The 25,296-nt window shown below is 54.7% G+C and carries 18 protein-coding genes; 9 read left to right on the forward strand and 9 right to left on the reverse strand.

Annotated elements, in window-relative coordinates; all coding sequences use genetic code 11:
• Positions 1 to 84: 84 nt before the first annotated feature.
• Positions 85 to 912: a hypothetical protein gene (locus K5Y30_RS05370; protein WP_222210648.1), complete on the reverse strand. Its 828-nt coding sequence runs from the start codon at positions 910 to 912 to the stop codon at positions 85 to 87.
• A gap of 755 nt (positions 913 to 1,667) precedes the next feature.
• Between K5Y30_RS05370 and ssuE the strand changes: the two genes are divergently transcribed.
• From ssuE to ssuB, 5 genes are read left to right on the forward strand one after another with little or no spacing between them, the layout of a single operon-like run.
• Entirely contained in the window at positions 1,668 to 2,219 is a 552-nt protein-coding gene (gene ssuE / locus K5Y30_RS05375) for an NADPH-dependent FMN reductase (RefSeq protein WP_110865858.1), read from the forward strand.
• Positions 2,220 to 2,229: 10 nt separating this feature from the next.
• Complete coding sequence (locus K5Y30_RS05380) at positions 2,230 to 3,198, forward strand: sulfonate ABC transporter substrate-binding protein (RefSeq protein WP_304623896.1); 969 nt, start codon at positions 2,230 to 2,232, stop codon at positions 3,196 to 3,198.
• Positions 3,199 to 3,200: 2 nt separating this feature from the next.
• Positions 3,201 to 4,346, forward strand: a complete 1,146-nt coding sequence (gene ssuD / locus K5Y30_RS05385) for an FMNH2-dependent alkanesulfonate monooxygenase (RefSeq protein ID WP_222210649.1) — start codon at positions 3,201 to 3,203, stop codon at positions 4,344 to 4,346.
• 11 nt (positions 4,347 to 4,357) lie between these two features.
• A complete protein-coding gene (gene ssuC / locus K5Y30_RS05390) occupies positions 4,358 to 5,146 on the forward strand; it encodes an aliphatic sulfonate ABC transporter permease SsuC (protein ID WP_176970861.1) in 789 nt (262 codons plus the stop codon).
• Positions 5,143 to 5,934 (forward strand): aliphatic sulfonates ABC transporter ATP-binding protein, encoded by a 792-nt coding sequence (ssuB, locus tag K5Y30_RS05395; RefSeq protein ID WP_222210650.1) that lies wholly within the window; start codon positions 5,143 to 5,145, stop codon positions 5,932 to 5,934. The genes ssuC and ssuB overlap by 4 nt, the downstream gene beginning before the upstream one ends.
• Positions 5,935 to 6,013: 79 nt before the next feature.
• Here ssuB and pepN read toward each other — a convergent pair whose 3' ends face one another.
• Positions 6,014 to 8,629, reverse strand: a complete 2,616-nt coding sequence (gene pepN, locus K5Y30_RS05400) for an aminopeptidase N (protein WP_222210651.1) — start codon at positions 8,627 to 8,629, stop codon at positions 6,014 to 6,016.
• Between the two features lie 253 nt (positions 8,630 to 8,882).
• Between pepN and pncB the strand changes: the two genes are divergently transcribed.
• The 4 genes from pncB to K5Y30_RS05420 all read left to right on the forward strand — a co-directional run bounded on the left by pncB (position 8,883) and on the right by K5Y30_RS05420 (position 14,452).
• Positions 8,883 to 10,088 (forward strand): nicotinate phosphoribosyltransferase, encoded by a 1,206-nt coding sequence (pncB, locus tag K5Y30_RS05405; protein ID WP_222210652.1) that lies wholly within the window; start codon positions 8,883 to 8,885, stop codon positions 10,086 to 10,088.
• A gap of 152 nt (positions 10,089 to 10,240) precedes the next feature.
• A complete protein-coding gene (asnS, locus tag K5Y30_RS05410) occupies positions 10,241 to 11,641 on the forward strand; it encodes an asparagine--tRNA ligase (protein ID WP_137385501.1) in 1,401 nt (466 codons plus the stop codon).
• Between the two features lie 299 nt (positions 11,642 to 11,940).
• The gene (gene ompC / locus K5Y30_RS05415) at positions 11,941 to 13,062 is read left to right on the forward strand and encodes a porin OmpC (protein WP_304623897.1); all 1,122 of its coding nucleotides are present in this window, start codon (positions 11,941 to 11,943) and stop codon (positions 13,060 to 13,062) included.
• Between the two features lie 199 nt (positions 13,063 to 13,261).
• Positions 13,262 to 14,452 (forward strand): amino acid aminotransferase, encoded by a 1,191-nt coding sequence (locus K5Y30_RS05420; RefSeq protein ID WP_192413848.1) that lies wholly within the window; start codon positions 13,262 to 13,264, stop codon positions 14,450 to 14,452.
• A 45-nt stretch (positions 14,453 to 14,497) separates the two neighbouring features.
• Here K5Y30_RS05420 and K5Y30_RS05425 read toward each other — a convergent pair whose 3' ends face one another.
• From K5Y30_RS05425 to cmoM, 7 genes are all read right to left on the reverse strand, one after another.
• Entirely contained in the window at positions 14,498 to 15,130 is a 633-nt protein-coding gene (locus K5Y30_RS05425) for an MBL fold metallo-hydrolase (RefSeq protein ID WP_222210653.1), read from the reverse strand.
• Between the two features lie 36 nt (positions 15,131 to 15,166).
• Positions 15,167 to 15,718: a YcbK family protein gene (locus K5Y30_RS05430; protein ID WP_101760946.1), complete on the reverse strand. Its 552-nt coding sequence runs from the start codon at positions 15,716 to 15,718 to the stop codon at positions 15,167 to 15,169.
• 187 nt (positions 15,719 to 15,905) lie between these two features.
• A complete protein-coding gene (gene ldtD, locus K5Y30_RS05435) occupies positions 15,906 to 17,735 on the reverse strand; it encodes a L,D-transpeptidase (RefSeq protein ID WP_222210654.1) in 1,830 nt (609 codons plus the stop codon).
• 156 nt (positions 17,736 to 17,891) lie between these two features.
• Positions 17,892 to 22,358, reverse strand: a complete 4,467-nt coding sequence (mukB, locus tag K5Y30_RS05440; RefSeq protein WP_222181746.1) for a chromosome partition protein MukB — start codon at positions 22,356 to 22,358, stop codon at positions 17,892 to 17,894.
• Positions 22,355 to 23,089, reverse strand: a complete 735-nt coding sequence (gene mukE, locus K5Y30_RS05445) for a chromosome partition protein MukE (protein WP_222181745.1) — start codon at positions 23,087 to 23,089, stop codon at positions 22,355 to 22,357. Before mukE ends, mukB begins: the two co-directional genes overlap by 4 nt.
• Positions 23,070 to 24,392, reverse strand: a complete 1,323-nt coding sequence (gene mukF / locus K5Y30_RS05450; RefSeq protein ID WP_007887410.1) for a chromosome partition protein MukF — start codon at positions 24,390 to 24,392, stop codon at positions 23,070 to 23,072. Before mukF ends, mukE begins: the two co-directional genes overlap by 20 nt.
• Entirely contained in the window at positions 24,389 to 25,174 is a 786-nt protein-coding gene (gene cmoM / locus K5Y30_RS05455) for a tRNA uridine 5-oxyacetic acid(34) methyltransferase CmoM (RefSeq protein WP_222181743.1), read from the reverse strand. Before cmoM ends, mukF begins: the two co-directional genes overlap by 4 nt.
• Between the last annotated feature and the right edge of the window lie 122 nt (positions 25,175 to 25,296).

Genomic DNA, 25,296 nt, shown 5'->3' on the forward strand with positions numbered 1-25,296 from the left:
TCTGGGGATTATCTCAGTGGCCTTAAGCGTGACATAAAAGTATTCACGCGCACACCGGAGTTATTCTTAAAATTAACGTTGGTGCTAAGCGCCCAGCTTTTTTCTCATTTTCATCATGGCGAAATAGATGTCAGGTTGTTTCAACATGAGTTTTTCCATTGCACCTTTGGCCGGGAAGTTTTCCGCAAAGTAGGTTAATGCATGGCGGGTATTATCTGAGAATTTATCGGCACCACTTAACTCGTGCTGGACTAATTGTAATAAGCCGCTGCGTAAATAACTTTCCCGATAGCGGTTTCGCTCCGGAATATAGTGTGACAATCGTGTGAGTTTTTCATAATCGGTAATAAATTGCTGATAGGTTAAGCGCGGCGAGGCTTCTACCTGAGTGGTCAGCGACGCTTCACTGGCGTAATCGAGCACCCACGCCGTTTGCGTATGCAGTAATCCGGCCAGCATCACATCCTGAATACGCGTCAGCGGCCCACCCACGCGGGCCAGCCCAGCACGCAAGATCACCACAAAGCCGCCCTGCTGCCACCAGCGCTGCGCATGAAGTTGCTGAAACAGCTGCAGAGAAGAGTGTAAACCGTTCGCCAGCTCGCGCTTCGCCAGTGAGACCACAAAACAGTTTAGCTCGGGACGCTGGTCACTGAGCTTTGCCACGTCCTGCAGCAGGTTGGCCGGCAAGGCGCTGCGCTCCGCGCTGAACAGCAGGAAATCATCTTCAGCCGGCGTGCTGTGCGGAAAGGTCGGCAGCAATGAAGAGGTGAGATGCGATCCCGCAGCATCGGGTTGCAGCCAGTAACATATCAGCTCCTCTGCAGCGTTAGGCGAGGGTGAGATGCGATTGAAGGTGGCAGGCGCGACCCGCTGCTCAGTTAAATCCTGAGCAAATGAAGAACTACCCATATATATCTCCCTAAAAATAAATTGATTTGCCGCAACGGCAGTTCACGCCACAAAACGCGGGCGTAAATAAATAAGTGAAATATCGTTATCGTGTTCTAGCGGAAATTAGCTCAACCGATTATAAACAGGCCTGGAATTGTAATTCCAACCACGATTAGCATTAACATGTAACTGACGAAATTAATTGTTCAGCGCAGCTGCATGAAGTGTGATGTTGATCGGCGAAAATTTGCATGACTTGTAACAAGCGGGTTGAATGGTGCGTATTTTATTAACCTTTATTCGCGTTTAGACATAAATTTCGTGAAATAAAAACCACGGTAAATTAGGAAATAAACAACTGTTACTCAGTTTTATCCGATTCATGAGGGAGTGAATAGTGGAGAATTGTTTATCTTTTTCCATAACTTTCAATATCAAGCACTGCATGCAATCGGTAACTGCGCGGTCTGTATAAATATATTTCTCTGGTTACTACTCTGTTTTACCCATGCATCACGCTCTTTAATCATTAACGTCATTCACTGAGGCCGCAGGATTTATATAACCGCACCCTTGCAGCCTCGCTTTTCAGATTATACCTAAGCGCCTGAAATCTGCGTTTTCATCCCCTCTTTATATGCTACTGGCTATCCCATTTTGCGACTTAGGATTACCAGATAAATCATTTAAGCCTCGCTGCCTGCTCTGACAGTATTGAACACATCAGTTCTGAATATCAGATAATCAATAACTTTCAGTTATAAGGAGTGACCATGCGGGTTATTACGCTGGCGGGCAGCCCTCGCTTCCCTTCACGCTCTACTGCGCTGCTGAGCCTGTGCCAGCACGCGCTGGAAGCACGCGGTGTCGAAGTGATTCCGTGGAATATTCACAACTTCCAGCCTGAAGATTTGCTCTATGCACGCTTCGATTCTCCCGCGTTAGCCGCGTTGAAAGCCGATTTGGCGCTGGCGGATGGCGTGATTGTCGCCACACCTATTTATAAGGCTTCGTTTTCCGGCGCACTGAAAACCCTGCTCGATCTGCTGCCCGAGCGCGCGCTGGAACACAAAGTGGTGCTGCCACTGGCCAGCGGCGGCAGCGCTTCACATCTATTGGCGGTGGATTACGCGTTGAAGCCGGTACTTAACGCGCTGAAGGCGCAGGAAGTGTTGCACGGCGTGTTCGCCACTGACGGCCAGATTACGGATTACGATCGCCAGCCGCTGCTCGATCCGCTGCTGTCGCAACGCATTGATGAAGCGCTGGATACCTTCTGGCACGCGCTGCATCGTCGCCACCCACCTTACGCTCAAGCGGTATAAAGGAAGAGAGATGAAAAGGATATTGACGGGTTTACTCATGCCAGCCGTCGCGGCGCTGCTCACCTTGAGCGTGAGCGCGCAGGCCGCCGACGCACCAGAACAGTTGCGTATCGGTTACCAGAAAGGTTCGGTGAGCATGGTATTGGCGAAAACCCACAAGCTGCTGGAGCAGCGCTTCCCGCACACCAATATAAAGTGGGTGGAATTCCCGGCGGGCCCGCAGATGCTCGAGGCGCTTAACGTCGATAGCATCGATTTGGGCAGCACCGGCGACATCCCGCCGCTGTTTGCTCAGGCCGCAGGTGCCGATCTGCTGTATGTCGGCTCGGAGCCACCCAAGCCGCAAGCCGAAGTGATTTTAGTGCCGAAAGACAGCCCAATTCACAGCGTGGCCGAACTGAAAGGCCATAAAGTGGCGTTCCAGAAAGGCTCCAGCTCGCACAACCTGCTGCTGCGTGCGCTGGAACAGGCCGGACTGAGCTTTAAAGACATTCAGCCAACCTATCTGACGCCCGCCGATGCGCGCGCCGCATTTCAGCAAGGCGACGTTGATGCCTGGGCGATTTGGGATCCTTACTACTCTGCCGCGCTGCTGCAAGGCAACGTGCGCGTGCTGGCCGACGGCAGCAAACTCAATCAAACCGGCTCCTTCTATTTAGCCACGCGCAAATACACCGAGACGAACGGCGCCTTCGTGCAGCAGGTACTGAATACCTTCAGCGAAGCCGATGCGCTAACGCGCAGCCAGCGCGACCAGAGTATCGATCTGCTGGCGAATGCGATGGGCTTACCAAAACCGGTGATTGCCAGCTATCTCGACCATCGTCCACCAACCACCATTACGCCGGTCAGCGCCCATACCGCGCAGGCCCAACAGCAAACGGCCGATCTGTTTTATGCCAATCATCTGATGCCGGTAAAAGTGAATATTGCTGACCGCATCTGGCATCAACAATCCGCCCAGCCTAAAGGAAATTAATCATGAGCGTATCCGTATTTTGGTTTCTCCCGACGCACGGCGATGGCCACTATCTTGGCACCGCGGAAGGTTCGCGCCCGGTTGATCATGGTTATCTGCAACAGATTGCGCAGGCAGCGGATCGCCTTGGCTTCGGCGGCGTGCTGATCCCTACCGGCCGCTCCTGTGAAGATGCCTGGCTGGTGGCGGCGTCATTGATTCCGGTTACGCAGCGTCTGCGTTTCCTCGTCGCACTTCGTCCGGGCGTGATTTCACCGACGCAGGCGGCGCGTCAGGCCGCCACGCTGGATCGTCTGTCGAATGGTCGCGCGCTGTTTAATCTGGTCACCGGCGGCGATCCGGAAGAGTTAGCCGGCGATGGCGTGTTCCTCGATCACCGTGAACGCTATGAAGAGTCCGCTGAGTTTACCCGCGTCTGGCGGCGGGTGAGCGAAGGCGAAACCGTCGATTACGAAGGCAAGCATGTGAAGGTGCGCGGTGCGCGTCTGATGTTTAAAGCAGTGCAGGAACCGCGTCCGCCGCTGTGGTTTGGCGGATCGTCGGATGCCGCGCAGGATTTGGCCGCTGAACAGGTCGATGTCTATCTCACCTGGGGCGAACCGCCGGCGTTAGTTAAAGAGAAGATTGAGCAAGTGCGCGCCAAAGCGGCGGCACAAGGCCGCACCGTGCGCTTCGGGATTCGTCTGCATGTGATTGTGCGCGAAACCAATGAAGAAGCGTGGCAAGCGGCGGATCGCCTGATTGCCCATCTCGACGATGCCACCATTGCCAAAGCGCAGGCCGCGTTTGCGCGCACCGATTCGGTGGGCCAGCAGCGTATGGCCGCACTGCACGGTGGCCGTCGTGACAAGCTGGAGATCAGCCCGAATCTGTGGGCCGGCGTGGGTCTGGTGCGCGGCGGTGCAGGCACCGCGTTAGTGGGCGACGGCCCAACCGTGGCGGCACGCATGCAGGAGTATCAGGATCTCGGCATTGAGACCTTTATTCTTTCCGGCTATCCGCATCTGGAAGAGGCTTATCGCGTTGGCGAGTTGCTGTTCCCGCACCTCGATTTGGCGATTCCGAAAGTACCGAAGCCGCGCGTGGTACAAGCGCACGGTGAAGCGGTGGCCAACGATTTCACACCGCAAAAAGTGTCGCAGAGCTAAAGGAGCAGATGATGGCGAACGTTAAAAAACAGCTAACGAATGCTGTACTGCCCTGGGTTTTACCGGTGGTGCTGATTGCGCTGTGGCAACTGGCATCGCAAGTGGGTTGGCTGTCGACGCGCATTTTGCCATCGCCGGAAAACATCCTCATTACCTTCTGGAAGCTGACGGTGAGCGGTGAACTGTGGCAAAACCTGGCGATCAGCAGCTGGCGTGCCGCCATCGGTTTCTCCATCGGCGGCTCGATTGGTTTGATTCTGGGTTTGATTACCGGCACGTCGCGCGTCGGCGAACGCTTGCTGGATACCTCGGTGCAGATGCTGCGTAACGTGCCGCATCTGGCGCTGATTCCGCTGGTGATTTTGTGGTTCGGCATCGATGAATCCGCCAAGATTTTCCTCGTGGCGCTGGGCACCTTGTTCCCGATTTACCTCAATACTTATCACGGCATTCGTAACATTGATCGGGGTTTAGTCGAGATGGCGCGCAGCTACGGCTTGTCTGGCTGGAGTCTGTTCATTCAGGTGATTCTGCCGGGTGCGCTGCCTTCGATTATGGTTGGCGTACGTTTTGCCCTTGGCCTGATGTGGCTGACGCTGATTGTCGCCGAAACCATTTCCGCTAACTCTGGCATTGGTTATCTGGCGATGAACGCCCGTGAATTCCTGCAAACCGATGTGGTGGTGGTGGCCATCATTCTCTATGCCCTGCTCGGCAAACTGGCCGACGTCGCGGCACAACTGCTGGAGCGCGTCTGGCTGCGCTGGCATCCGGCCTACCAATTGAAGGAGAACGCATGAGCAACGTAACCCTAAATCCGGCGCGCTTAAATCGCGGTACGCCGGTTGGCGTGAATGGCGTCAGCAAGCAATATGGCGATCGCACCATCCTGAATAATATCGATCTGCATATTCCTTCCGGGCAGTTCGTCGCCGTGGTCGGCCGTAGCGGCTGCGGGAAAAGTACCTTGCTTCGTCTGCTGGCGGGTCTGGAATCCACCACGCGCGGGGCGTTGCTGGCGGGCAATGCGCCGTTATCTGAGGCACGCGAAGATACGCGTTTGATGTTCCAGGATTCACGCTTACTGCCGTGGAAAAAGGTGATTGATAACGTTGGGCTGGGACTGAAAGGCCGCGAATGGCGCACCGCCGCGCTGGAAGCGCTCGAAGCGGTGGGATTGGCGGATCGCGCCAACGAGTGGCCTGCCGCGTTGTCCGGCGGGCAGAAACAGCGTGTGGCGCTGGCGCGTGCGCTGATTCACCGCCCAGGTTTGCTGCTGCTCGATGAGCCGCTCGGTGCGCTGGATGCATTGACGCGTATCGAAATGCAGGGATTGATTGAGTCGCTGTGGCAGCAGCATAACTTCACTGTGCTGCTGGTGACGCACGATGTCAGCGAAGCGGTGGCGATTGCCGATCGCGTTTTGTTGATTGAGGAAGGCCTGATTGGCCTGGATTTAATCGTCGATTTACCGCGCCCACGTCGTCGCGGATCGGCACGTTTGGCAGAGCTGGAAGCGGAAGTGCTGGATCGGGTGATGAAGCGTGGTTCGTCGGAACAGCCGTTGAAGTTTGCGCAGCAGAGTTAATTAAAGACGCGCGATAAATCGCGCCGCTACGGATGTGTGCATTTATTCGTAGCGGCGCAATTTATTACGCATTGTTTTCTTACGCGTTCAACGCCTTGGTGATCTTCTCGTACAGATCGCCCGACAGCTTATCCAGCCCTTTCAACGATTCCAGCGCTTTACGCATCAGCGCCTGACGATCGGCATCGTAACGTTTCAGGCGAATCAGCGGCTCGATCATGCGTGCAGCCACTTGCGGGTTGCGCGTGTTGAGATCGGTCAACATCTCCACCAGGAACTGATAACCGCTGCCATCTTTGGCGTGGAACGCCGCGGGATTGCCTGAGGCAAAAGCACCAATCAGTGAACGGATGCGGTTCGGGTTGCCCATGGTGAACGAACGGTGATTCAGCAGCTCACGCACGTTGCTCAGCACGTCAGCCGCTGGGCTGGTGGCTTGCAGCACAAACCATTTATCCATTACCAGACCATCCTGATGCCAGCGCTCATCATAGGCCGCCAGCAGCGTATCGCGGCACGGCAGGTTCACCGCCACCGCTGCAGCCAGCGCGGCTAATGCATCGGTCATGTTGTTCGCCTGCTGATATTGCGCCTGCACCAGCTTGTCCGCCTGTGCCGCATCGGCGAAGGCCAGATAACCGAGGCAGACGTTTTTGAGCGTGCGCTTGCCAATCTCCACGTGCTCAATTTTGTATTCGCTGCTTTGGTTGGCCAGATAGAGCGCGAAGAATTCATCACTCAGCTCTTTAGCCAGCGTACGTACCAGCGCATCGCGCACCGCTGAGATCGCCAGCGGATCGATAACATCAAACAGTTCGGCGATTTCATTCTCAGACGGCAGCGAGAGAATCAACGCTTTCAGCGCCGGATCGCCCTGCTCATCCAGCAATACTGCGCGGAAGGCATCAGCCACATGCAGCGGCAGCGACAGCGGCTGGCCCTGCTGATGACGTGCGACGTTGAGGCGAATGTAGGTTGCCAGCAGGCTTTGTGCCGCATCCCAGCGCGCGAAGTCATTACGTGCGTGACGCATCAGGAAGGTGAGTTGCGCATCGCTCCATTTGTAGTCGAGCTTCACGGGCGCAGAGAATTCACGCAGCAGCGATGGCACCGGCTGGAAGTAAACGTTATCGAAAATAAAGGTCTGGAACTCTTCGGTGACGTTCAGCACGTGATGCACCGGATGACCGTTATGCTGCAGCGGGATCACCTTGCCTTCGTTATCGTACAGTTCGATATCCAGCGGAATGTGCAGCGGCAGCTTCTCTTTCTGCTCGGCGGTGGCCGGCGTGCGCTGAGTGACGTGCAGCGTGTACTGTTCCAGCTCTGGATTATAATCATCGCGCACCGTCAGGATCGGCGTGCCCGCCTGGCTGTACCAGCGGCGGAACTGCGACAGATCGACGTTCGAGGCATCTTCCATCGCCTGCACGAAATCATCGCAGGTGGCGGCGCTGCCATCGTGACGTTCGAAGTAGAGTTGCATGCCTTTCTGGAAATTCTCTTCGCCCAGCAAAGTGTGCATCATGCGGATCACTTCTGAACCTTTCTCATACACCGTTAAGGTGTAGAAGTTGTTCATTTCGATCACCTGATCCGGACGGATCGGGTGCGCCATTGGGCTGGCGTCTTCCGCGAACTGCGCGCCGCGCATCACGCGTACGTTATCGATACGGTTCACCGCGCGCGAACCGAGATCGGAGCTGAACTCCTGATCGCGGAACACCGTCAGACCCTCTTTCAGGCTGAGCTGGAACCAGTCGCGGCAGGTGACGCGGTTGCCGGTCCAGTTGTGGAAATATTCGTGACCGATAACCGCTTCAATGCCGAGGTAATCTTTGTCGGTGGCGGTTTCGGCTTTTGCCAGCACATATTTGGAGTTGAAGACGTTGAGGCCTTTGTTCTCCATCGCGCCCATATTGAAGAAATCCACCGCGACGATCATAAAGATGTCGAGGTCGTACTCAAGGTTAAAGCGCTCTTCATCCCACTTCATGCTGGCTTTCAGCGAGGTCATCGCCCAATCAGCACGATCGAGGTTGCCGCGATCGACAAAGATCTCCAGCGCCACATCGCGGCCAGAACGCGTGGTAAAACTATCGCGTAATACGTCGAAATCACCGGCCACCAACGCAAACAGATAGCAGGGTTTCGGGAACGGATCTTGCCACTTCACCCAATGGCGACCATCTTCATGGCGGCCGCTCTCCAGCTTGTTGCCGTTGGAGAGTAAATAAGGATAACGCGCGGCATCGGCAATAATGGTGGTGGTGAAGCGCGCCAGCACGTCCGGGCGATCGAGATACCACGTGATGTGGCGGAAACCTTCGGCTTCACATTGGGTACAAAGCGCATCGCCGGATTGGTATAACCCTTCCAGCGCGGTGTTTTTATCCGGGTGAATGTCATTAATGATGGTCAGAGTGAAGTTGTCCGGTAACTGGCTGATGAACAACGCGCCCTCTTCTTCTCGGTAATGCGACCACGGATTGCCATCCACCGCCAGCGATACCAGCGTGAGATCTTCGCCATCTAAACGCAGTTCCGCATCGGCAGCGCCAATACGCTTCACCTGACTGACCGCCGTGACGCGCGTCGAAGCTGCATCAAGATCAAAAGTCAGGTCGATATCGGTAATGGTGTAATCCGGCGCACGGTAATCGTGGCGATATTTAATTTGCGGCTGTTGCGTCATGAGTCCTTCTCGCATCGTTAAATCGTTAATATGTTGACCCGTCAAAGTCTAAGCGGGTTGTGCCTCTGTTGCCACGGTCAATGCGTGCGTTCGTTGAAAAGGCTACAATTCATTAACAATGGCACAAATGACCCTCGACCTGCCACCCGCAATTATGGTGTGATCGCGGTCATTACTGTTTTATACTCCTGCGTCTTTATGACTTTGTTGAACACCGGGCTCTGCTCCGCGGAAGAGGATGCTGAAACGCACCATGACTGGACATGCTTCCCCGATTTTGACTACGCTGCTTGATACCGATGCGTATAAGCTTCACATGCAGCAGGCCGTCTATCATCGCTATTATGATGTCCCGGTTACGGCGGAATTTCGCTGCCGTGGCGACGAACTGCTCGGTATTTATGCGGACGAGATCCGCGCACAAATTGAAACCCTGCAAACGCTCGCCCTGAGCGACGATGAGTATCACTACCTCAGCGGGCTGCCTTTCTTCCAACGCGATTACCTTGACTGGCTACGCCAGTTCCGCCTCGATCCCTCACAAGTCAACGTGCGTAACAACAACGGCCATCTGACGATTCAGATCAGCGGGCCGTGGCGTGAAGTGATTCTGTGGGAAGTGCCGTTGCTGGCGCTGATCAGTGAGGTGGTGCATCGCCACCGCACGCCGCAGATGGGTGTGGATCAGGCGGTTGCGCACTTGCAGCACAAGCTGGTCGATTTCCGTCAGCAGGTTGGTGATTTGGATATGTCGCGCTTCCAGCTGATGGATTTCGGCACGCGTCGCCGCTACTCCAAAGCGGTGCAGGAAGCGATCGTCGCTACGCTCAAAGCGGAGTTTCCGTGGCTGGTGGGCACCAGCAACTACGATTTGGCGCGTCGCCTGCAGCTTAATCCGGTGGGCACACAAGCGCATGAATGGTTCCAGGCACACCAGCAAATCAGCCCGGTATTGGCGAACAGTCAACGTGCGGCGCTGCAATCCTGGCTGGATGAGTATGACGATCAGTTAGGCATCGCTTTAACCGACTGCATTACCATGGATGCTTTCCTGCGCGACTTTGGTCCGGGCTTTGCGCATCGTTACCAAGGCCTGCGTCATGACTCCGGCGATCCGCTGGAATGGGGTGAAAAAGCCATTGCGCACTATCAGCGGCTGGATATCGATCCGAAAAGCAAAACGCTGGTTTTCTCGGATAACCTCAATCTGGACAAAGCGCTGGCGCTCTATCGTCACTTTGGCCAACGTGCCAACGTGGTGTTCGGTATCGGAACGCGCTTGTCCTGTGATATTCCGGGCGTTACGCCGCTGAATATCGTGATCAAACTGGTGAGCTGCAATGGCAAACCGGTGGCAAAACTTTCCGACAGTCCCGGCAAAACCATTTGCCAGGATAAAGCCTTCGTGCGCGCCTTACGCAAAGCCTTCGATCTGCCGCTGGTCAAAAGAGCCAGCTGATTCTTATTGCAGGGTGCTTGCACCCTGCTTTCACGCAACAAATCTCCGATTAACCCGGCAATTTTGCTTGTTTCCTGTGGGCTCGCAAGTAACATAGCAAAACCCTGAATAAGGGCTTTTATCCACCTTCTTTTATATATAGAGAGAACTTTATGAGCGTTGTGCCTGTAGCGGATGTACTGCACGGCCGTGTCGCGGTTGACAGTGAAGTCACCGTACGTGGTTGGGTGCGTACCCGAAGAGATTCCAAAGCTGGTCTTTCCTTTATCGCCGTTTACGACGGTTCCTGCTTTAATCCCGTTCAGGCCGTCGTCAATAACTCTCTGAATAATTATCAGGATGAAGTGCTGCGTCTGACCACCGGTTGCTCGGTAATCATTACCGGTAAAGTGGTCGAATCGCCGGGCGAAGGCCAGGCTTTCGAGCTGCAGGCGACTAACGTTGAAGTTACCGGTTGGGTTGACGATCCGGATACCTATCCGATGGCGGCGAAACGTCACAGCATCGAATATTTGCGAGAAGTGGCGCATCTGCGTCCGCGTACCAACCTTGTAGGCGCCGTGGCGCGCGTGCGTCATACGCTGGCGCAGGCGCTGCATCGCTTCTTCCACGAAAACGGTTATTTCTGGGTTTCGACTCCGCTGATCACCGCTTCGGATACCGAAGGTGCTGGCGAGATGTTCCGCGTTTCGACGCTGGACCTGGAAAACCTGCCGCGCGATCCGCAGGGCAAAATCGATTTCGATAAAGACTTCTTCGGTAAAGAAGCCTTCCTGACCGTATCGGGCCAGCTCAACGCCGAGACTTACGCCTGTGCGCTGTCTAAGGTGTATACCTTTGGTCCGACTTTCCGCGCCGAAAACTCCAACACCAGCCGTCACCTGGCGGAATTCTGGATGCTGGAGCCGGAAGTGGCGTTCGCGACGCTGGATGATGCGGCCGCTTTGGCAGAATCTATGCTGAAATACGTGTTCCAGGCCGTTCTCAACGAGCGTGCTGATGACATGGCCTTCTTTGCTGAGCGCGTGGATAAAGATGCGATTGCGCGTCTCGAGCGTTTCGTGACTACCGACTTTGCTCAGGTGGATTACACCGATGCGGTTGATATTCTGCTGAAAAGCGGGCAGAGCTTCGAGAACCCGGTTTCCTGGGGCGTGGACCTCTCATCCGAACACGAGCGTTATCTCGCAGAGCAGCACTTCAAAGCGCCGGTGGTGGTGAAAAACTACCCGAAAGACATTAAAGCCTTCTATATGCGCATGAACGAAGATGGCAAAACCGTGGCGGCGATGGATGTTCTCGCGCCGGGCATCGGCGAAATCATCGGGGGTTCACAGCGTGAAGAGCGTCTGGATGTGCTGGATGCACGTCTGGCAGAAATGGGCCTCAATAAAGAAGATTATTGGTGGTATCGTGACCTGCGTCGTTACGGCACCGTGCCACATGCCGGCTTTGGATTAGGTTTCGAACGATTAATCGCCTATGTCACTGGCGTACAAAATGTAAGGGATGTTATCCCCTTCCCACGTACGCCACGCAACGCGAATTTCTAAATTTAGCGATTAATTATAAGTAATTCATATATATAAAGAGGTCGGCCTAGCCGGCCTTTTTTTATTTTTGTAAATTTAGAGTTCTCTCACAAAGTTCCCAATATTTTACATTTTGTAATACATATTTTCCTTTTGATACTTAATCGAGAGATTTGAATCATTTTCGGGCTAGAATTAGCAACCCTGTGATGGAAAGATGCGTGCAGACACAGGAGACATCAAACTTCTTTCAAGGTTCTGTAAAGATTTCTTGGCAGCAGTGGCAGATGTCCAAATAACTCCAATGAGGGTAATAAAAAATGATGAAGCGCAACATTCTTGCAGTGGTTATCCCAGCTCTGTTGGCTGCTGGTGCAGCAAACGCAGCAGAAATTTATAATAAAGACGGCAACAAGCTGGACCTGTACGGTAAAGTCGATGCGCGTCATCAGTTCTCTGATAACTCAGGTTCAGACGGCGACCAGACTTATGTGCGTTTCGGCTTCAAGGGTGAAACTCAAATTAATGACCAACTGACCGGTTACGGCCAGTGGGAATACAACATTCAGGCTAACAACTCTGAAGGCTCTAGCGATGCACAGAATGGCAACAAAACCCGTCTGGGCTTTGCCGGTCTGAAAATTGCTAATGTCGGTTCGTTCGACTACGGTCGTAACTATGGTGTGGGTTATGATCCGCTGGCATGGACCGACGTTCTGCCAGTATTCGGTGGTGACTCTGGTTATTCTGATAACTTCATGGTTGGTCGTTCTAATGGCCTGGCGACCTACCGTAACAATGATTTCTTCGGTTTGGTTGATGGACTGGCATTTGCTGTTCAGTATCAGGGCAAAAATGAAGAAGGCACTAATGCTAACAGCCGTAGCCTGAGCCGCGCCAATGGCGACGGTTGGGGTACTTCTCTGACTTATACCTCTGACATCGGTGTTGGCGTTTCTGCTGCCTATACCTCTTCAGATCGTACTAACGGCCAGGAAGCGTCCTTCTATGGTAACGGCAGCAAGAAAGCTGACGCATGGTCGACTGCTCTGAAATATGATGCAAACAACTTGTACCTGGCAGCAATGTACGGTGAAACCCGTAATTCGACCTGGATTTCAACTGAAGCAAATGATACTACCCCTGCACTTGGTGGTGCTATTAATAAAGAACAGAAGTTCGAAGCTGTTGCTCAGTACCAGTTCGACTTCGGTCTGCGTCCATCCCTGGCATACGTCCAGTCTAAAGGTAAGGACATCGAGACTTGGGGTGATCAAGACATCTACAAATACGTTTCTGTTGGCGCGTACTACTACTTCAACAAAAACATGTCTACCTATGTTGATTATCAAATCAACCTGATGGATGAAAACGACTTCACCCGCGCGGCTGGCATCTCTACTGATGACACCGTTGGTGTTGGCCTGGTTTACCAGTTCTAATCACCCGATTAGCGTTGCGTAATACCTAAAAACGGAGCCTTCGGGCTCCGTTTTGCATTTCAGTGATCGGCTTCGCAATTAGCTTTTCTACTTTATCTCACCGACATATTTCTTTTTTATATCAGCGGTTGGCAAGCGTGCCGACTGACGTTAACCTGATAGCTCATTTCGCTAAAGTTCACCTAAACGGAACTGACTCATGTTTGAATCGATCTCTGCCGCACCCGCCGATCCTATTCTGGGACTGGCTGACCTTTTTCGTGCCGATGACCGGCCGAATAAAATCAATCTTGGCATTGGTGTTTATAAAGATGAAACCGGTAAAACGCCGGTGCTCACCAGTGTTAAAAAAGCTGAACAGTATTTGCTGGAAAATGAAACCACCAAGAACTACCTGAGCATTGATGGTCTGGCGGATTTCGCACGATGCACGCAGGAGTTGCTGTTCGGCAAAGAGAGCGCGCTGATTTCTGCGGGTCGTGCCTGCACCGCACAAACGCCAGGCGGCACCGGCGCCCTGCGCGTAGCGGCAGATTTTCTGGCAAACCAGACCAGCGTCAAGCGCGTTTGGGTGAGCAACCCAAGCTGGCCCAACCATAACAACGTGTTCAACGCTGCTGGCCTTGAAGTGTGTGATTACGATTATTACGATGCCGCAAGCCACAGCCTGGATTTCGACGCCATGGTGGCATCGCTGCAGGAAGCCAAAGCAGGCGATGTAGTGCTGTTCCACGGCTGCTGCCACAACCCAACTGGCGTTGATCCGTCTGCAGAGCAATGGCAACAGCTGGCGCAACTGTCGCTAGAGAAAGGATGGTTGCCGCTGTTTGATTTCGCCTATCAGGGCTTTGCTCGCGGTCTGGATGAAGATGCGCAAGGGCTGCGTATTTTTGCCGCTTCACATCAGGAACTGATTGTTGCCAGCTCTTACTCGAAGAACTTCGGTTTGTATAATGAGCGTGTAGGTGCATTAACGCTGGTTGCAGCGAGCAGCGACGTGGCCAAAACTGCGTTTAGCCAGGTGAAATACACCATTCGCGCCAACTACTCTAACCCGCCGTCACACGGCGCGGCGGTCGTCGCCACCATCCTCAGCAATGACGCGCTGCGCACCATCTGGATTCAGGAGCTGGCCGATATGCGTCAGCGCATCCAGCGCATGCGTCAGCTGTTTGTGAACACACTGGCGGAGAAAGGCGCTAATCAAGACTTTAGCTTCATCATCAAGCAGAACGGCATGTTCTCATTCAGCGGCCTGACCAAAGATCAGGTAGTGCGTCTGCGTGAGGAGTTTGGCGTATATGCGGTGAACTCGGGTCGCGTTAATGTGGCAGGCATGACGCCAGATAATATGTCGGCGCTGTGTGAGGCGATTGTCGCAGTTTTATAAATCAGGCGGCAAATAACGACAAATGGGCCAAAAGGGCCCATTTTTTTATTCTTGCAGGAACGGATTGCTGATGCGTTCGCGGCCTAGCGTAGAGATAGGACCGTGACCCGGCACGAAAGTCACATCACCGCCTAGCGGCAACAGCTTGGTTTTAATCGCATCGATCAGGTCGCTGTGGCTGCCCTGCGGGAAATCGGTGCGTCCAACGCCACCGTTGAAAATCACATCTCCCGAAATCAGAAGACGCCCAGCCCGATCAAAGAACACGATATGTCCCGGCGTATGGCCCGGACAAAGCAGCACTTCCAGCGTGACATTGCCAACCTGCACAGTTTCACCCTCTTCCAGCCAGCGATCGGGCGTGAGCGGCGCACACTCGGGCAAACCGAACATACGGCTTTGTGTGGGCAGATTATCTAACCAGAAAGCATCGAGCGGATGCGGACCGACAATGGGCACCTGATAATGTGCCGCAAGTTCCGCAGCGGCACCAACGTGATCAAGATGTCCATGCGTGAGCAGGATCTGCGACGGCGTTAGACCACGCTCTGCCAGTACGGCTTTGATGGTTTCCGCATCGCCGCCGGGATCGACCAGTGCGGCTTGTTGAGTTTCGTCATCCCAAATAACTGAACAGTTTTGGGAAAAAGCCGTAACCGGAATAATTTGGTAGTTCATAGCGCTCCATGACCGACACACGCAGCGCTGCCGGTATCAGGACCAGTGCCTTGCGGGCCCGGTATCTATGTGTACGAAGTTGCTGCGCGGGTAATATCCTACACCACCGGCGCGCATAGATAACGCCGCTTTGCGAACATTGCTCAACGAAATTCCCTCAATGTGGAAATCCATCGCTTGTCCTTTAGTGTGATAGCTTTTTTTCGCCACGCCCGGGCCCGATTCACGCAGCATGGTGTTGGTGGCTAAGGTGCGGTAACCCGAGATCAACTGCACCGGCTTACGCGTATCCAGCAATGTTTGCAGGCGGTAAAGCTGGTCAAAAAGATGGGGATCGATGGTCTTCACCTGATTGGCGCGGTAATCACGGAAGAAGTGATTTAAGCGGGCTAACTCATCCTTGTCATAACGCTTACCGTTAAAAAACTCCGTTTTAAGGGTTTCACCGGTGTGAAGGTTACTAAGCGTCAATACTCGTGGGCGGGCGGTGGAAAGCGAAGCCAGAGCGGAGCCAGGAAGCAGTGATAATCCTGCTGCTGCGCCTCCAATCAAGAGTAATCGACGACGTTGAGAATCAATATTAGCCATGAAGCGAGGTTACCTAATCTAAAGCGGATAAAATATGTGCGAAAAGTACACAAGGCCGAACATTAACGTCCGCCTAAGACTCAGTCAACCCAGAATATGTTGCAGAAGACCAAAACCAGCTCAAAATCAAATTTTCGAGACTGGTCTTGGTTAAATTCATGTGAAGAGAAAACAGCCAAATCAATTACTAGAGTAACAACTGACCGGCTTTATGCAGTACCTGACTACCGGAACGGGCGGGATTATCATAATTGTAAATATCTGTACGATATTGCGGCTGGCCGTCATCTGCGACCCATGCGGTTAAATAGTAAAGGTTCACAGGAATACGATGGCGAATCGGCACGTAACGGGTATTTCCCTCTTTCAAGGTGTCTGAGATACGGCCGTCGTTCCAGCCCACATCCTGCAACAGCAGATCGGCCAGTTCTGAGGCTTTATTCACGCGCACACAGCCCGAACTGAGCGCACGAATATCGCGCTGGAACAGGTTATGGTTCGGCGTATCGTGCAGATAAATCGCATCCGAACTCGGCATGTTGAATTTGTAGCGACCCAGTGAGTTGGTTGCGCCCGGCGCCTGTCGAATGCGATACGGGAAGCTCGCGGCCGACACCATACGCCAGTCAATCATCGAAGGATCGATCACTTCCGCATCCGCACTCCAGCCCGACAACAGCGTATAACCGTGCTTATACAGATAAGTCGGATCCTGTTTCACCTTCGGCACAATATCCTGGCGCACCAGCGTGGTTGGCACGTTCCACGGTGGATTGAGCACCACATTATTCAGCGCGCTACGCATCAGCGGCGTTTTGCGGTCAGGACGACCCACAATCACGCGTGATGACAAAATGGTTGCGCCGTTGTTGTAGTAAGTCAGCGAATAGTTGGGAATGTTCACCATGATGCCGTTATGCATATCATCCGGTAGCAGACGCAGGCGCTGTATGTTGAGCGCCAGCAGCGAAGCACGCATCTGCGGTGGCACATTCAGCCATTCACGGGTACGCGGACCAATTGCGCCGTCATCGGCCAGTCCCTGCCAGTGCTGGAAGCGTTTAACGCCCTCCACCAGCGCAGCGTCATACACGTTGGGTCCGGTTGCCGTCGGATTAGTAGCCACATTATTGGCCACTTCAGGCGTCGCAGCGAGTGCCGGAGCCGCATCAATATCATCAAAGTTTGCCGCAGACGGGCTCACCGCCACCGGCTGATTGCTTTGGCTCACCGGAACCGGCGCAGTTGGCACCGCGTCTTCCGCCGGCGTTGGCGTAGTACTATGGCTGGCGGTCAACATGCCGGTGCGTTGCAGAATCTCACGCAGCGCAGGCACATCATTACTGATCTGCCCTGGGCGTAGCGTAACGGTATCACGCAGCTGTGGCCACGGGCGATCGTCGGTGAGTAGCGTTTTCAGCGCATTATGCATTGGCGCATATTGCGGATGCTGCGGTTGCAACGAGACCACAAAAGTCCGGCTGCCGCCGCCGTTCACCGCATTTTGCCACTGATTGATGGCCGTGAGAGATGGCATGGTCAGCTTGTAAGGCACATTGCTGTAGAGCCAGGTTTCGCCCTGTGTCGGCACATTGGCAACAAACTGCAGATAGCCAAGCATCGCATCACTGAGCACGATGTCGCGCGCCAGGCCTTTGATGTTCGGATTGGTCAGACGCTCAACCCAGCGGGTGAATTGCGGCTGCACGCCAGAGAGCGCCACTTCCGCCAATTGCTGCTGGAAAGCCTGCACCGCTTGCGGGTCTTGCCATAGCGGAGCCATATCGCGCGACGCATAAATACCGGCTAAACCGGGCAAATAGAAAGGTTGTTCAGTGGCGCTGAACGCCTGCTGAATCTGCTGCTGGCTGGCAGCAACCGACATCGAACTGTGGTGCGTTGAATTGGGTAGCGTGGAGGTGATGGCCGCATGGCTCACAGCCAGCGGCGATAGTACCAGTGACAAACCGAGTGCTACTGCAGCACGACTCATTTTGCTCTTATTGTTTAGCAACATCCCTGCCCCCTTCTCACCAATGACATAGCGCCCTGTGATCGCCATGTACAGCCATACTCATAATGTTGAGTATACGAATAAAAAACGGCATCTGCCTCTCAGTGCAGATGCCGCATACAGATTAAACGTAGTGCTGTTTTTTAACCAGATTAAGCGCTATGAATTCTCATATTCAAGACCGACCTTAGGACTTTGATCCTTGCTCGGTGCAGGATCTGCCGAGAAGCCGCGCAGCCCAACCACATGCACATGTTCGGTGTTATTGAACATTTTACGCACCAGTTTGTAGGTGGTGCCTTTTTCCGGGCTGATGTTCTCTGGCGCCGCGATGATCAGCTGCATCTCCAGACGTTCGCACAGCTCAAACAGTGTGGCGATCGAACGCGCATCAAGACGTGCCGCTTCATCAAGGAACAGCAGACGACACGGCGAAATATCTTTGCCGCGCAGACGACGTGATTCCTCTTCCCAGCTCTGTACCACCATCACCAGAATCGACATCCCGGTACCGATCGCTTCACCCGTCGAAAGCGCGCCACTCTCCGCACGCAGCCAGCCGTCAGTACCACGGTTCACTTCCACTTCCATCTCAAGATAGTTGCGGTAGTCGAGCAGCTCTTCACCGATGGTTTGCGGCGTGCGCTGGCCCATATCGATCTGCGGATTCAGGCGCTGATAGAGTTTCGCCAGCGCTTCCGAGAAGGTTAAGCGGTTGCTGGTAAACAGATCCTGATGCTGTTCATGCTCTTCCGACAGCGTATCCAGCAGCGTTGAGTGCGCTTCACGCACGTTCACGTTAAGGCGCACGCTGCGCACCTGACCAAAGCTCACCGCCTGCAAACCCTGGTTCAGCTGGCGAATACGGTTCTGCTCGCGCTGGATGGTTTTGCGAATGATGTTCGCCGCACTGCGCGAGCTGATTGCCAGCGTCTGTTCACGCGCCGTCAGCTCTTCGGTCAGACGATTCAGCTCAATCTCCATCTGTTCGATGGCTTCAACCGGATCGTCGGTACGAATGATGTCCTGGCGGATACGTTCGCGCAGATGCTGATACACCGCGATAAAGAACTGAATCTTACGTTCCGGACGTTTCGGATCTTCGGACATACGCAGCACATCGCGCAGATGCTCGTTATCCGCTACCGCCAGACGCAGCGCACCCAGCGCCTTATCCGACATGGAACGCAGCTCATCGCCGCTGAGATAGGCCAGCTCGCGACGATGCAGACGACGCTCGACGCCATTCTCTCTAACCAGGCGCAACACCGTGCACCAGCCCGCTTTCGCGCTGACCACCTGCTCACGAATCTGATGATAATCGCGCTCCAGCTTGCGCAGTTTCTTCTGCAGGCTGTCCATTTCGGCTTCACAGAAGGTGATCTGTTTTTCCAGCTGGTTGCGACGCGCACGGTTGTGGCTTAGCGCGCTATACAGCTCGTCACGACGAATGCGCGCGCGCTCTTCTGCGCTGGCATCGGCATGCACGCCGATATCCTGCATCTCTTGCTGCAACTCTTTCAGCATGTCGCGTTTGGCATCGTAAGAACTTTTCAGCGAAGCCAACACCTGCGAATACTGCGTCAGCTGCGCCTGATGTCCACGAAGACGTTCGCGCGCGCGGCTGCGCTCGCCTTCCGCCTGCTCCAGACGCTGACGCAACTGCTCATTGAGATCGCTGTTGCCACCCAACATGCCAGCCGAACTTTCATAGTTGAAGTGCGCGCGGCGCTGCACCACTTCGGTCAGTGCAAAGGCTTGCTGACGCGCATCACGCTGCTGCTGCTGTGCCTGCTGATAGTCGCGCTGCAGCTGATCGTGCTGCTGCGGATCGCTTTGCAGTACCGCAATCAGCGGTTCCAGCTTGCTGAGTTTGCTGCCGTGCTGATGCAGGAAACGCGCGGCTTCCTGTGCTTCTTCAACGCGCTCGCGGATCTCTTCACAGCGATCGCCGAGCGTGTCGTCGAGCAGCAGATTAACGCGTGGCAACAGGCGGTTCAGCTGGCTGACGCCCTCTTTTGCCTGCTCAAACTGCGCGCGCTGCTGCTGATTGTCATTCTCATGCTGCGCCAGCTCCCGCTCAAGCTCGCCACGACGGCTATTAAGCTGACGAATCTGCGCTTCTGGATCTTCATCAAACGCCACCGCTAAATGGCTGCCGATGAAGCGGCTAAAGGATTGATGCAGACGCTGAGTTTTCTGCACATCAAACGACAGCGTGGCATAACGTTCAGCCAGCTGTTCACGTTCGTTGTTCAGCAACTCAAGCTGGTTTTCACGCGCCGCGCGACCAAACAGCGGCACTTTTGGGAAGCGGGAGTAGCGCCACTGACGCTCAGCCACTTTCACCACCACCGCTTTTTCCAGCTCTTCAACGCTAAATACGCTGTCGTCAAAGGCTTGCGGATCGCCTTCAATCAGATAGAGATCTTCCGGGCACTCGTCTAAACCGTCGAGCAGGTCGCGCACCAGCGACAGATCCGGCACCACGATGGCGTGACGCGATGGACCGTATAACGCTGAGAAGTACGGCGCGTCATCCAGCGTAACGTCATCATAAATTTCCGACAGCAGCACGCCGCCAAAACGTTCCGCCAGCTGCGTCAGGCGCGCATCTTCCGCGCCGCCCGGTTGGCTCAGACGTTCAATCTGCTGCTCAACTTCGCGTTTACGCGCGGCCAGCTCGTCGCGCTCAACGGTGGTTTCACGCTCGCGCTCCAGCAGTTGCTGCATAAATTCGGTGATTTGCTGGCTGCTGGTCAGCGCCTGACCAGTTTGCTCGCTCAGCTGCGTCAGGATTTCCTGCGCCGCCAGCCAGTGTGGCGCACGCGCGGTCAGCGCAGTGATGCGTTCACGCAGCTGCTCCAGCTCCTGACGCATCAACATGCGGCGTTCACCGGCATCGGCAACGCTGCTATTCAGTTGCTCAATCTGCGCTTCGAGTTCTCGCTGCAAGCCGTCCAGCGCATCCGCATCGTATTGCTGGCCCTGACGTTTGCAGAAATCCGCCAGCAAACGCTCAGCATCATGCTGCTCACGCAGACGGGTTTCTAATTCATTGAGGCGCAGACGCAGCGAGGAAAGCTGTTCGGCCTGGTGGCGCTGATTGCCAGCGTCGCGCAGTAATTCGCGCCCCACTTGCCACGCATCCTGACGACTGACGTCACCGGCGATGCTGGTAACTAACGCTAACGCTTGCTCAAACTGGCTGTGTGCCGCTTCGGCGACGCTCAGTTTCTGTTCCAGACGCAGCAGGCGCTCGGTGGCTTCCTCTTCACGCGCCTGGAAGGTTTCCTGCCATTCGGCCGCGTTATCGATAGTTAAATCAGGCAGCTGACACTGCGTACGCGCCTTTTCCAACGCCTGCAAGGCTTGCTGATACTGGATTGCCCGCGTCTGTTGCACGTCGAGCGCCTGCTGGAAATCGGCGAGTTGGCTTTTCAGCTCATCGACTTCCACCTCAGCTGCTTCGGCACGTGCTTCATTCTCTTCCTGCACTTCGCGCGCTTCGGCAACCACTTCGTTCTGCTCTTCGAGGCGATAGGTCAGCTCTTCCAGATCGGCATCGTAACGCTCGATTTTTTCCTGCTGGCGCATGGCGGTTTGCACCAGATTCAGATGGTCGCTGGCGCCCTGATAATCGCTTTCCAGATCGCTCTCAGCACCGCTGTGCTCGGACAACTCGCGCGCCATTTCAATGTGGCGATACTGTTCGGAAATCAGTTGGTTGCGGCTGGTAAACAGCTCATTACGCAGCTGCAGCGCGCCGTCGAGGTGAATACGACGCTCGTTGGCGTGGCGCATGTAGTCAGCGGAAACGTAGTTGGTAGCTTCCGAGATCAGATGCTTAAACAGGTCGCGATCGGATTGGGTGACGCGAATCGCTTCCAGCGTCATGCGGTTTTCCCGCAGCGCGGCTTCCATATCCTGGAAGGCTTTACGCACACCGCCGTTTTCTGGCAGCAGGTAATCGCGCAGTGAACGGGTGATAGCGCTAGAGATACCGCCGTACAGCGAAGCTTCAATCAGGCGATAAAACTTACTGCGATCGCTGGCGTTACGCAGACGACGCGGCACCACGCCGAGCTCGAACAGCACCGCATGGTAATCGGTGACCGAGTTGTACTGTTTGAATTGCACGCCTTCCTGCGCTTCCACACGCTCCTTCACTTCCGTCAGCGGCAACACGCGCGCCTGACGGTTATTAAGGATTTCGGTCAGCATATCGGTCGCCTGTGAATCGCTCGGCAAGCCGTGAATACTGAATGGTTTGATATCGACCTTTTTATCGCGTCCCGCCACCTGCTGCAGACGTACACCAACGATCACGCGCTGATGGCGTGAGTTGACCACATCCAGCACCGAATAACAGACGCCGGCGCGTAGCTTGCCGTGCAAACCTTTATCACGCGAACCGGAAGTTGCACCGGCTTCGGTGGTGTTACGGAAGTGCAGCAAGGTTAAGTCAGGGATCATCGCCGTCACGAAGGCGGCCATGGTGGTGGATTTACCCGCACCGTTACCGCCCGAAAGCGTGGTGACCAGTTCATCAAGATCAAAAGTACGGGCAAAGAAGCCGTTCCAGTTGATCAGCGTTAGCGAACGAAATTTACCGCGTTCAATCATGCTTGTTCATCCTCCGCGTTATCACTCGCGTCGCTTTCAGCGTCAATATCGTTATCTGCTTCATCGTTCTCAGTCGCAGCCGGCGCACTTTCCAGCGTCATCGCTTCACCGTCACGTATCAGGCGCAGCTGCGCTTCACGCGCATCGTCACCGCTGCGCACGTCGGCGCCAAAGCGGAACACTGATTCGGTGATGCGGAATTTGCTGCTGTCGTTGCCCATAAACCACACCATGCCGAGACGGCGCAGGCGGCTCAGCGACGCACGCATTTTTTCCTGCAGCTTGGCGCGATCAAGATCGGAACCGGTGGAACGCTGATTGACCAGCTTGAGCAGCTTGCTCTCATCGGCCAGCGACAGCAGTTCGTCGTACAGCTCTTGCTGGGTAAAAATCCCTTCATTCGCCAGACGTTCCGGGCTGAGATAGAGATAGCAAAGAATTTTGCCCACCATCATATCCAGCTCGGACAACACCGAGCGCGGAATCAAAGTGGTTGAACGCGGACGCAGATAGAAGAAGCCTTCCGGCGCGCGGATCAGCTCAACGTTGTAGCGCGCGTAAAACTCTTCGAGATATTCCTGGTAATCCATCAGGAAGGCGTGATTATCCAGCTCTTCAATGCCAACGTGGCGACCCGCGCGTAACTGGCTATCGAGCGCCGGGAAAATCGGGTTTGCCAGAGCCAATGCCAGTTTGACTGGCATCACTTGTTCAATATTTGTCGATGACATGTGCCTGCACCTTGGCTCCGTAATCATTAATGGCCTGCCATTGCGCAGGCAGACCGGCTAAATCAGCTTCGGCCACGCCGAGTCGCACCGCTTGATCGATGACGATACGCGCCAGATCAAAGTGGCGCGCGCGCGGATACTGCGACAGATAGTCGCGCATCACCGTGGCCAGATGGAGCGGCTTCTGCTCCTGCTTATAAATCTGCAGCGCCTCTTCGATCATCGCGGCCAGCTGCTCGCGAATCTCATTAAACTCTTCGTATTCCATTTCCGGCGGCAGCTCGCCCATCACCTCGTCATTACGCAGCGTCATCTCTTCATCGCGCATATCGTAAAGACGATCGGCATTGGCGTAGGTCAGCGCCCACGGCTGATCGAAATAGTTTTGCACCGACAGGCGTAAACGCTGCGCAAACACGCGGTTCTTATCCATGTCGATGGCGGTACGAATAAACTTGTGTACGTGGCGGTCGTAGCCGATCCACAGATCGATAGCCTGCTGGCCCCAACTGATGATGCGATCGAGCTTGTTTTGCAGGTCAAACACCAGCTTATCGACAAAGCCCAGATCCGGGCTGCTCAGCGTCGCATCCTGGATGCGCAGCAGGTTGGCCTGCAGCTTATCGCCGGCCGCCTCCAGCGTATCCTGCAGTTCACGCAGCGTACCGGACGTTTCCGACAGCAACATTTCACAGCTGGAGATCGCCGCGCGCCAGTCTTTGTTAAGCAGATCGGCAATATCGGTTTTCACCGCTTGCTGCTGCTCATCCATCAGACGCTGCGTCATGTCGATGCTATCGAAGATTTCCGCCACCGAATATTTCAGCGGCGCAAACACGTTACGATGCCAGTGGAATTCATCACCGTCTTCTTCGGCGGCATCTGCGGCACGTTTCAACTCCTGCGCCACAATCGACAGCTGCATCGACAGGCGCAGCGTGGAGAACTCGCGCTGGCGGATGTAATAGTCGGTAATGCCGATGGCGAGTGGCGTCAGGCGATAGATGGCGTGCCCTTCCGTCAGCTCGCTGGTAAAGCGGTTCAGCAAGCGCTGACGCACCATGTCATTAATGGCGTTATTGGCACGGACCTGCACGGTTTCGTGGGTTTGTTCGAATGCTTTGCTAACGTGACGAAACGCGTCAATCAGCTCGCCTTCACTCATCTCGCCGTCCATGCGCTCACCGTTTAAGGTGGCGATGGCCAGCAAAAAGGCCAGACGTTCTACCGGCAGCGCAAGCGAAAAATCGTTCTTGCGCGCCCATGCCACCAATTCGGGGACCGTCTGGGAAAATTCGCTCATAGTTGATCCTTCTGGCTGGGTTTGCGCGCGGTCACGTGGATATAGCGCCCTAAGCTTAAAAAGGGCTCCTGGCGACAGAAACGCCGTTCCATCTCAATGATTTCCTCAACGCTCTTCCCTGCGCCGGGTTGCGGCTTCATGTAATCACAGAAGACGCGAATACCCGCACGCCGTTCAATTTCAAATCCGCAGTTTGTCAGCCAACGCGTCACATCATCCGGATCACGCGGGAAATCGGGCGACAGCGTGCGCTTTTTACGTTTGCTCATATTGGCGCGCATATAGCCGAAGTTGCCAAGCGTCAGGGTGCGGAAGGTTAAGCCGTGCGCGTTGTAAAACATCAACGACAGCACGCCGCCGGGCTTGAGCGTGTGCCACAGCGCTTGCAGCACCTCTTCCGGATGCGCGACCCATTCCAACACCGCGTGAAACAATACCAGATCAACCTGCGTATCCAAATGTTCGCCCACCTGCTGGGCGCTAATTTGTTTGAATTGCATGTTGTGGCTCACACCCGCGGCAAGCGCATGGGCTTCCGCCAGCTTCAGCATCTCAGTAGAGAGATCGCACAGCACAACCTGATGACCGCGCGCCGCCAGGCCGCTTGAGACTTGTCCCACGCCGCCGCCGGCATCCAGCACCTTCAAGGATCCGGCAGGCAATGTCGGTAACAGAGCTTCCAGTTCGTCCCAGACAATTGCCTGGCGCACTTGCCCTTTGCGCGTGCCATAAATGTTCTGTGAGAATTTGTCCGCCAGATCGTCAAAGTTACGATCCTGCATGATGATGGCTCCGCTTTGCTGCATTCAACTTGTGCTATTTTGTCACAGGCTCAACAAGAATGAACCTTTCATGCCGCAGTAACCGTCTGGCAGCTGTTTTTTTGGACAAAAGAGGCCATATT

Origin of the sequence: Pantoea sp. DY-5 (assembly GCF_019795955.1) — a bacterium.
GTDB lineage: Bacteria > Pseudomonadota > Gammaproteobacteria > Enterobacterales > Enterobacteriaceae > Pantoea > Pantoea leporis.